The following is a 9,482-nucleotide window of genomic DNA, read 5'->3' on the forward strand; positions in this document are numbered from 1 at the left end:
GCCCGTTGCGCATCGGTCACCGACAACGGCGGAATCTTCGGACCCGGACGACTCATACCCAACCAACGACGAATCTCTGACTCAGGTCACTAGGTCGGTGGCGATGCGCAGACAGGCGTCAGGGCGTTTGTCGGATGGGACCACCCCGGCCGACGGCATCGCGGCGCCGTGAACAGGACGTGCCCCCATCGCTGCCGGGCGGCGTGCGGATCAGGTAGCGCCCGGAGCAGGTAGTGCTACGCGTATTTCTCCCCTGCTGAAAACCGCGGGGTGCCGGGAGAGTGAGGGGGCTGCTGCTTCCGGTCCCTGTGCAGGCGACTTACGGAGTGGGACCGAGGGGCCGTCGCGTGGACGGCTCACGTGAGGTGGCAGACCGCGTAAGCGCCTATTGATGTACGGGGAATTGGTTTGTCATGCCGGAGCGGTGTAAGCGTCCGTGTCCCGCAGTGCCGGGCCGTGCGTTGAGCGTGACCGTCAGGTGCGTCCACCGGCTGGTCCCTGGTCGCCGTCGAGGTGCTCACACTCCTCGTGCGTGCAGGGGGGATCGGCAGCGGCCCGTACGAGGTTGCGTTCCAGGCGTTCCAGCGTGTGCAGGGCCGCGGTGCGCTCGTCGACCGAGAGGTCCGCGGCCACCAGGTCCTCGAGGTGGCTCCAGCTCTGCTCGACCTCCCGGCGCAGGGCGTGGCTGGCGGCGGTGGGTTCGATGAGTGACGCGCGCCTGTCGGTGAGTGAGCGGCGGCGGACAAAACCGGCCTGCTCCAGGCGCCGCACGGTACGGGTCATGGTGGTGGCGTCGGAGTCCATCAGCCGCACCAGGTCCGTCTGCCGCTGTGCGCCCAGTTCCCACAGGTGCATCATGACCAGCTCCTGGCCCGGGTGGAGACCGATGCGGCGCAGATGCCGCCCCGCGAACATGCGGTGCAGCCGGGCCAGGCGGAAGATCGCGTGGCTGATCGGACCGCTGCCGGCCGCGGCCGGGACCGGGACGGTGGCCTCCTGCCCCGGTCCCGTGGAACCCCATCCGGCCTCCGGGGTGAACTGTGTCATTTGTTCCTCGATTACTTGCCTGAACAACTTGAGTGTACTTGCTGGCCATGTCTCGTCGTGGAGTCCGACGCGCCTCCCGTGCGACATGGGCAGATGCTGGATATGGCGTGCTTCACAGTGGATCTCGGGAATGGCTACTGGTGATCCACTTGTTCGGACAGATGATTTACTTGTTCGGACAGGCATTGGTCGCTGCGGGCGGCGGAGCGCCTGAGCCGTAGAGCGACACCTATCCAGAGGAAGAGGCCATGACCACTGCTTTCGATCCGATCGACCTGGGCGGCAAGCGCCTGACCAGCCGCGTCGTAATGGCTCCGATGACCCGCAGCCGTGCGTACGGGCCCGGTGCCGAGCCGACCGAGCTGATGGCGACGTACTACGCGCAGCGCGCCACCGCGGGACTGCTCGTCACGGAGGGCATCCAGCCCTCGCCGGTCGGCCAGGGCTACCCCGACACCCCCGGTCTGCACACGGCCGGGCAGGTCCAGGCATGGCGGACGGTGACCGACGCCGTGCACCGCGACGGCGGCGCGATCTTCGCCCAGCTGATGCACACCGGCCGGATCGGCCACCCCAGCCTGCTGCCCGAGGGCCTGGCGCCGGTCGCGCCGTCGCCGGTGGCCGCCAAGGGCCAGGTGTACACGCACCAGGGCCCGAAGGAGTACGTGACGCCGAAGGAGCTGACCGAGGCGGAGATCCGCCAGACCGTCGCCGACTTCGCCGACGCGGCCCGTAACGCGATCGAGGCCGGCTTCGACGGCGTGGAACTCCACGGTGCCAACGGCTACCTGATCCACCAGTTCCTCGCGCCCAACACCAACCTGCGCACCGACGCCTGGGGCGGCGACACCGAGGGCCGTATCCGGTTCGCGGTGGAGGTTGTCACCGCCGTGGCCGAGGCGATCGGCAGCCACCGGGTGGGTCTGCGGATCTCGCCCGGGAACGTCTACAACGACATCGCCGAGGACGACCCGACCGAGGTCTACGCGGCGCTGCTGGACCGGCTCGCCGCCCTGGACCTGGCCTATCTGCACCTGATGGAGGGCCCGGACCGCTCCCTGACCGCGCGGCTGCGCAAGGCCTGGCCCGGCACGTTCGTCCTCAACCCGTTCACCTATCCGGACGCCACCGGCCCGGACGCGCTGGAGCTGGTCGAGGACGGCAGCGCGGACATGGTGGCCTACGGGGCGCTGTTCCTGGCCAACCCCGACCTCCCGGCCCGCCTGGCCGCCGGTGGTCCGTTCAACACCCCGGACAAGGCCACCTTCTACGGCGGCGACCACCGCGGCTACACCGACTACCCCACCCTCACCGCCTGACCGGGAACCCCTGACCAGGTTCCACACCCCTACGGGAGTTTCTGATGTCCCAAGCGATCACCTTCTCCGCATACGGCGCCCCCGACGTGCTGCAGCTGTCAGCGGTCGACACGCCGGAGCCGGGCCCGGGCCAGGTCCGAATCCGGGTGCGGGCGGCCTCCGTGAACCCCCTCGACATGAAGATCCGGTCCGGCCTGATGGCCGGCAAGGTCCCCGCGCACTTCCCCGTGATCCCGGGCCTGGACGCCGCCGGTGTCGTCGACGCGGTCGGCGAGGGAGCCGAGGCGGCCGTCGGGGACGAGGTCCTCGGTGCCACGGCCGGCGGCAGCTACGGCGAGTACGCCCTGCTCGACCGGGCAGTGGCCAAGCCCGCGGCCCTGTCCTGGGAGGTCGCCGCCTCGCTGGTCACCGTCGGCCAGACCGCGTTCCGCGTCCTCGGTCAGTCGGGTGTGCAAGCGGGGCAGACCCTGCTGATCCACGGCGCCGCCGGGAGCGTGGGCGTCATCGCGGTACAGCTGGCCGTGGCCCGCGGCATCACCGTCATCGGAACGGTCGGCGCACACGACGACGACCTTCTCACCGCACTCGGAGCCACCGCTGTCCGCTACGGCGACGGCTGGGTGGAGCGCGTGCAGGCCGCAGCTCCCCAGGGAGTCGACCACGTCATCGACGCCTCCGGCGCCGGCGTGCTCGCCGAGTCCGTCGCCCTGACCGGTGACAGCGCACACGTCATCACCATCGCCGACCTGTCCGCCGCGCAGCACGGCGTCCGCTTCAGCGCGGGCGCCGCCGACCAGGCCGAAACCCTGCCGGAGCTGGTGCGGAGCGCCGCCGACGGCACGCTCACGGTGCCGGTCTGGCGCACCTACCCCCTGGCGGAGGCCGCGCAGGCCCACACCGACCTGGAAGCCCACCGCAACCGCGGCAAGGCCGTCCTGCTGCCCTGATTCCCCGGCTGGCCGCGGTCCGCGACCGGCTCCCGCCCGGGACCGCCACCTGCGCACTCACCACCGACGGCCGGGCCCCGCTGCCTTCTCCGGAATGCATCCGCCCAGATCGCAGCGCCCAAGAACCACTTGACCCCGATATCCCTCGAAGAACGGAACCCACCATGTCCGCGCGCACCCTGCCCGAAGCGACCTTCTCCCGCACCGTCCTGGGCTCCGGCCCCGGCCTCGCGCTGGCCCACGGGGCCGGCAGCAGCGTGGTCGGCACCTACGGCCCGATACTGGACGGCCTGGCAGCCGGCCACACCGTCGTCGGCATCGACTACCCCGGCAGTGGCGACACCCCCCGCTCCACCACACCGCTGCAGCTGGACGACCTGGCCGACCAGCTCATCGCGGCCGCCGTCGCCGAGGGCCTGGACACCTTCGCGCTGTCCGGTTACTCCCTCGGCGGCCCCGTCGCCATCCGCGCCGCCGCCCGTCACCCCGAGCGCGTCACCGCCCTCGTGCTGACCGCCACCTTCCCCCACCGGGACAACCACCTCGCGCTCGCCGCTTCCGTCTGGCGCAAGCTGGCCGAGTCGGGCGACCGCGAACTGCTGGCCGAGTACCTGACGATGATGGCTCTGGGCGCCGACGCGCTGCAGGCGATGCCGGACGAGCAGCTCCAGCAGGCGATCGGGTTCACCGCCGCCAGCATCGCGGAGGGCACCCCCGAGCACGCCGACCTGGCCCCCCGGGTCGACGTCCGCGACGACCTGCCGCACATCAAGGTGCCCACCCTGGTCGTCTCCACCACCCAGGACGAGTTCACCTCCACCCGCATGCACCACCAGCTCGCCGACACCATCCCCGGCGCCCAGCTCGTGGAGATGCACACCGGCCACCTGCCCATGGTGGAGCGCCCCGAGGAGTGGCAGAAGCTCATCACCGACTTCCTCGACCAGCACCGCGCCTGAGACTCACCGCTGGTGGGGGTCAGGCCGCAGCCGAGGCGGCCCCCACCAGCGGTGGCAGGCAGGTCCAAAAGGGGAGGTGTCGGTCCGTGAAGTGACAGGTCTCCGGAGGCGTTCTGCCGGCCGAGGGCAAGCCGCTGACCCCGAGCGACCGGCCACGCGGCGACGCTCAAACTCCCTGTCACAAACTACTTTCCAGTAGATTTTTATCCCGTTCGGGGGTCGATTAATCTCCGGAAGTATGACTTCCGTGGCTCGGCCCAACGTCCTGGAGGGTGTCGAGACCCTTCCGGTTGATGTCACTAGTTTTGTCGGCCGGCGGCAGCAGGTGACCGATGCGAAACGACTGCTGGCAACCTCAAGGCTTTTGACGCTCACCGGCCCCGGAGGGGTGGGCAAGACGCGCCTTGCCCTGCACGTGGCCGCCGCCATGCGGCGGAGTTTCCGGGACGGCGTGCGCTTCGTCGAGCTGGCCGAATTGCGGGATTCCTCGCTGTTCGCGCACACGGTGGCGGCACAGCTCGGCCTGCACGACCAACCCTCGCGCACCACGATCGACATGATTATCGAGTACCTCAGATCCCGCGAGGTGCTTCTCACGCTTGATAACTGTGAGCACCTGATCGACGACTGCGCGCTGTTCATCGATGTCGTCGTGCGCGCGTGTCCACAGGTGCAGATCCTGGCGACGAGCCGGCAGTCGCTCGGCGTGTACGGCGAGACGACATTGGTCGTTCCTCCGCTGCCGGTACCCAGTGCGGAAGCGGTGCCCTCGCCGGATGCGCTGACGCAGTACGACTCGGTGAAGCTGTTCGTCGACCGTGCCGGGGCCGTTCTGCCCGGGTTCAGTCTCCCCGGCCAGGACTGCGCGGCGATCGCCCGGCTGTGTCGCGCGCTCGACGGGATTCCGCTGGCGATCGAGCTGGCCACGGTGTGGTTGCGCGCCCTGTCGCTCGGTCAGATCGAGGAGCGCCTGTCCGAACGCTATCGCCTGCTCACCGTCAGCCCCCGGAACGCACCCACCCGGCAACGCACGCTGCAGGCGCTGATCGACTGGAGCTACGACCTGTGCTCGCCGCCCGAACAACAGCTCTGGGCACGGGCTTCGGCATTCTCGGGCAGCTTCGACCTGGACGGCATCGAATACGTCGGTGCCGGTGAGGGAATGGCGCCGGAGGAGATACGCAATATCGTCTTCTCGCTCGTCGACAAATCCATCCTGGTCCGCGACGAGCGTGATGGCTGCGTGCGCTATCGGATGCTGGAGACCATACGGGAGTACGGCGAGGCCCGGCTTGTGGCGGCCGACGAGTATGTCGCCGTCCACCGTCGCCATCGCGACTGGTACGTCCGCATGGTGGAGCAATTCCAGGCCGAATGGATGGGACCGGACCAGGATTCCTGGATTCTGCGGCTGCGGCACGAGCACGCCAACTTGCGTGAGGCTCTTGGCTTTTGCCTCACCCAGCCCGGTGACGCCGTCGTCGCGCTGCGCATGGCGGACAAACTGGGGACCTATTTGGGTGTCCAGGGATTCAACAGCGTGACGCGCCACTGGCTCGACCAAGCTCTGGCGGCAAGCTCCGAGCCTTCGCCGGAGCGGACCTCGGCGTTGCGCCGAAACGGCTGGGTCGCGCTGCTGCAAGGTGACGTCGACGCCGCGCAGGCGCAGCTCGCCGAGGCTGCTGAATTGGCCAGGAACCTCGGCCTCACCAAGGAAAGCGCGTACGTGACGCTCGTGGAGGGGGTGAAAGCCGCGTCCTCGGGAGACATCGAGAAGGCGGAGCGGCTCACCGGTGACGCCCTGTCCGGCTTCAGCTCGGGGCACGATGTCAGCGGCAAGCTCCTCGCGATGTCCCTCCACGGATTCATCCTCGGGCTCAAGGGGCAGCGGGAGCGGGGTCTGGCCCTCCTGGAGGAGGCAGTTGCCCTCACCGTGCAGCGCGGAGAGGTGATCTGGCGCTCCTGGGCCCTGCTGGCCCTCTCCTTCGTCGAGCTGGACCACGATCTGGCGCGCGCGGAAGCGGCGGCGCGCGAGGCCCTGAACCTGCGCCGCCGGGTGAGCGCCAAGGTCCTGATGGCCTTCGCCTTCGAAGTCCTCGCCTGGGTGAGCGAACGTCAGGCGCGTCATGTCCGAGCGGCGACCCTGAGCGGTGCCGCCGCCGCCATGTGGCGAACGGTCGGCACCGCACCGGACACCTTTCAGCCGGTGGGCGTGGTGCACCATCAGCACATCGGCGCGGTCCGCGCGGCCCTGGGCGACGACCGCTATGACGCCGCCTTCCAGCGTGGCCGCGACCTGTCCGAACAGGCAGCGGTCGACTACGCGCTCGGAACGACGACCCCGGCCGGCGAGCAGCGGCAAGTCAGCGGTGAGGAGCCGGACTTGACGCCAAGAGAACGGCAGATCGCCAAGCTGGTATCCGAGGGCCTGACCAACAAGGAGATCGCGACGCGCCTGGTCATCGCCCCCCGCACGGCCGAGGGGCACGTCCAGCGCATCCTCACCAAGCTCGGATTCAGCTCACGTGCGCAAATCGCCGCCTGGTACGTCAGCGGACAGAACGCCCGGGGGCTGTCCCTCCCCTCGAACTGACCTGGAGTTCGTCCCGGTTCCGATGCCGGTCGGTCAGGACCCGTTCGACGGCGGCACGAGCCCTCGGCGCGTGGTCCCGGCCGGTGCCCGGTCAGCCTCCCGCTTCGGACAGCCGGGTCGCCTCACCCGGCAGCACGGGATCGCCCGGCTCGACGGAGTGCAGGATGTGGGCCAGGACTTCCGCGCCCCGGACCACCCTGGGGCCCGGCCGGTTGAGGTACGCGGGCCCGTCGAGGACCCAGACGGTGTCGTCGCGCACGGCGGGCAGCTCCTCCCAGCCCGGCAGTCCAGTGAGCCGACCGCGCTCCCGCAGCGTGCGGTCGGGGCTGAAACCGCAGGGCAGAACGAGAAGTACGTCGGGGCGCGCGGCACGTACCGCGGCCCACTCCATCGGCCTGGTGTGCTCGCCCGGCGCCGCGAGCAGCGGCGTGCCACCGGCGCAGGTGATCTGCTCCGGAACCCAGTGCCCCGCGGGCCAGAGCGGGTCGAGCCACTCGACGGCCACCACACGCGGACGCGGACGCCCGGCGGTCAGCTGCTCCACCCTCGCCAGGCGGGCGCGGAGCTGCTCCCGCCGCCGCTCGGCACGTTCGCGTACGCCGAGCTGTGCGCCCACCTCGACCAGGCAGTCCAGTACGTCGCCCAGGGTCCGCGGCTTCAGACTGAGCAATTTGGTGTCGGCGTCCAGCAGCCGGACGGCCTGGGGGGCTCCGCGCGGCGGGGCGGGGTGGACTTACTAGGACGTCCAAGCTCAACGCCCTCAGCCTCCAGGTCATGACCGAAGTCGTCGCGGCCACCGAAGCGCTGGACCGGGACCCGGACGTCGGCTGCATCGTCCTCGCCGGCTCGGCGAAGGCGTTCGCCGCCGGAGCCGACATCAAGGAGATGGCGCCGCAGGGCTATCTCGACATGTACCTGAGCGACTGGTTCACCGCCTGGGACCGGCTGGGGCGGCTGCGCACCCCGACGGTCGCGGCCGTCTCCGGCTTCGCCCTCGGCGGCGGCTGCGAACTCGCCATGCTCTGCGACATCCTGCTGGCCGCCGATACCGCCGTCTTCGGGCAGCCCGAGATCAAGCTCGGTGTCATCCCGGGCATCGGCGGCTCCCAGCGCCTGACCCGCGCCGTCGGCAAGGCCAAGGCGAGGGAGATGTGCGGCCGCGTTCGGTGTGAGCCCTGACTCCGGCGACAGGGCTCACCCGCGCCCCACCGACGGGCGGCACCGCGGTCACCGCGGGCAGACGTACGCACGGCGTTCACGCGGCTGTCGACGCGGCCGACCGGGTGTCGACGGGGTGCAGCGCGGCGTAATGCAGGGGCGCCGACGGGTCGATCGACACGTCCAGCTGGGCCGGAGCGGCATCGGCACGGACCAGGAGGTCACCGACCGCGGCGATCATCGCCCCGTTGTCGGTGCACAGCGTCAACGGGGGCACCCGCAACGCCACTCCGGCGCTCGCACACCGCTCCTCGGCCAGGGCCCGGACGCGGGAGTTGGCCGCCACACCGCCGACCACGACCAGCGTCCGCACCTCGTACTCCCGGCAGGCGGCCAGCGCCTTGCGGGTCAGGACATCCGCGATCGCCTCCTGGAGCGAGGCGGCCCCGTCGGCCAGCGGCAGTTCCTCGCCGCGCTGCCGGTGCTGCTCGGCCCACCGCGCCGCCGCCGTCTTCAGGCCGGAGAAGGAGAAGGCGTACGGATCGTCCTTGGCGCCGATCAGCGGGCGCGGGAAGGCGACCGCGCACGGGTTCCCGCCCCGGGCCGCCCGGTCGATCGCCGGCCCGCCGGGGTAGGGCAGGCCGAACACCCGGGCCGCCTTGTCGAAGCACTCGCCGGCCGCATCGTCGATCGTGTCGCCCAGGTGCAGGATCGGATCGCGTACGAGGTCGCGCACCAGCAGCAGTGAGGTGTGACCGCCGGAGACGATCAGCACCATGCACGGGTCGGGCAACGGCCCGTGCTCCAGGGTGTCGGCCGCGACGTGCCCGGCCAGGTGGTGCACTCCATACAGCGGCACCCCCGCCCCATAGGCCAGGGCCTTCGCGCCGGCCAGGCCCACCTGCAGGGCGCCCGACAGTCCCGGGCCCGTGGTGACCGCGACCGCGTCGACGTCCGACAGCCGCAGGCCCGCCTGCTCCAGGGCCTCCTTCACCACCGGGTTGAAGGCGTGCAGGTGCGCGCGGGCCGCGATCTCCGGGACCACCCCGCCGAACCGGGCGTGCTCGTCCATGCTCGACGCCACCACGTGGGCGAGCAGCCGCCCGTCCGAGACGATCCCGGCGCCGGTCTCATCGCACGACGACTCGATACCGAGCACGATCCGCCCACGAGGCATGGCCACTCCCTTACGACGCTATTCTTTGCCCCTAGATTGTAGTTGCAAGGAATGTGCAATAAGCGCCGCTGCTCACCGGGTCGGGGGACCGCCGAGCCCTGGTCGAGCGCTCCCCTCAGCGTCTGTGCGCGCTGCCGGCCGGGACCGGGGCTGCACATCTTGTGCAGTGATAGGTCGCGGACACGCCCTAGGAGTTGTCTTCAAATGTCACGCCCACATCAGGAGTGATGCGAGGGTGACGGCTGCTTGGTAGGACTCGGCGGTCTTGTCGTAGCGGGTGGC

General features: G+C 70.3%; 7 protein-coding genes and 1 pseudogene. 5 read left to right on the forward strand and 3 right to left on the reverse strand.

Annotation, left to right across the window (positions count from 1 at the left end; translation table 11 throughout):
* Positions 1–474: 474 nt before the first annotated feature.
* Complete coding sequence (locus tag ACWC9R_RS36435; protein ID WP_450738107.1) at positions 475–1,047, reverse strand: MarR family winged helix-turn-helix transcriptional regulator; 573 nt, start codon at positions 1,045–1,047, stop codon at positions 475–477.
* A gap of 248 nt (positions 1,048–1,295) precedes the next feature.
* On the opposite strand from ACWC9R_RS36435, the gene ACWC9R_RS36440 reads away from it, so the two are divergent.
* From ACWC9R_RS36440 to ACWC9R_RS36455, 4 genes are all read left to right on the forward strand, one after another.
* Positions 1,296–2,366 (forward strand): alkene reductase, encoded by a 1,071-nt coding sequence (locus ACWC9R_RS36440; protein WP_450738109.1) that lies wholly within the window; start codon positions 1,296–1,298, stop codon positions 2,364–2,366.
* Positions 2,367–2,410: 44 nt separating this feature from the next.
* Positions 2,411–3,313, forward strand: coding sequence for an NADP-dependent oxidoreductase (locus tag ACWC9R_RS36445; protein WP_450738110.1), 903 nt, complete (start codon positions 2,411–2,413; stop codon positions 3,311–3,313).
* A gap of 164 nt (positions 3,314–3,477) precedes the next feature.
* Positions 3,478–4,272 carry an alpha/beta fold hydrolase gene (locus tag ACWC9R_RS36450; RefSeq protein ID WP_450738112.1) on the forward strand — a complete coding sequence of 265 codons (795 nt, stop codon included), beginning with the start codon at positions 3,478–3,480 and terminating at the stop codon, positions 4,270–4,272.
* A 238-nt stretch (positions 4,273–4,510) separates the two neighbouring features.
* Complete coding sequence (locus ACWC9R_RS36455) at positions 4,511–6,865, forward strand: ATP-binding protein (protein WP_450738114.1); 2,355 nt, start codon at positions 4,511–4,513, stop codon at positions 6,863–6,865.
* A gap of 91 nt (positions 6,866–6,956) precedes the next feature.
* On the opposite strand, the gene ACWC9R_RS36460 is transcribed toward ACWC9R_RS36455, so the two are convergent.
* A complete protein-coding gene (locus ACWC9R_RS36460; RefSeq protein ID WP_450738116.1) occupies positions 6,957–7,535 on the reverse strand; it encodes a hypothetical protein in 579 nt (192 codons plus the stop codon).
* A gap of 62 nt (positions 7,536–7,597) precedes the next feature.
* On the opposite strand from ACWC9R_RS36460, the pseudogene ACWC9R_RS36465 reads away from it, so the two are divergent.
* Positions 7,598–8,020, forward strand: a pseudogene (locus ACWC9R_RS36465) (enoyl-CoA hydratase-related protein); the annotation flags it as partial.
* 100 nt (positions 8,021–8,120) lie between these two features.
* Here ACWC9R_RS36465 and tsaD read toward each other — a convergent pair.
* Complete coding sequence (gene tsaD / locus ACWC9R_RS36470) at positions 8,121–9,200, reverse strand: tRNA (adenosine(37)-N6)-threonylcarbamoyltransferase complex transferase subunit TsaD (RefSeq protein ID WP_450738117.1); 1,080 nt, start codon at positions 9,198–9,200, stop codon at positions 8,121–8,123.
* Positions 9,201–9,482: the final 282 nt, after the last annotated feature.

The organism is Streptomyces sp. NPDC001219 (assembly GCF_053597915.1).

What these genes read in the sequence shown, in the direction of transcription:
- ACWC9R_RS36435 (WP_450738107.1), bottom strand. Translation starts at nt 1,047, where the DNA reads ATGACACAGTTCACCCCGGAGGCCGGATGGGGTTCCACGGGACCGGGG.
- ACWC9R_RS36450 (WP_450738112.1), top strand. Translation starts at nt 3,478, where the DNA reads ATGTCCGCGCGCACCCTGCCCGAAGCGACCTTCTCCCGCACCGTCCTG.
- ACWC9R_RS36455 (WP_450738114.1), top strand. Translation starts at nt 4,511, where the DNA reads ATGACTTCCGTGGCTCGGCCCAACGTCCTGGAGGGTGTCGAGACCCTT.
- tsaD (WP_450738117.1), bottom strand. Translation starts at nt 9,200, where the DNA reads ATGCCTCGTGGGCGGATCGTGCTCGGTATCGAGTCGTCGTGCGATGAG.
- ACWC9R_RS36440 (WP_450738109.1), top strand. Translation starts at nt 1,296, where the DNA reads ATGACCACTGCTTTCGATCCGATCGACCTGGGCGGCAAGCGCCTGACC.
- ACWC9R_RS36445 (WP_450738110.1), top strand. Translation starts at nt 2,411, where the DNA reads ATGTCCCAAGCGATCACCTTCTCCGCATACGGCGCCCCCGACGTGCTG.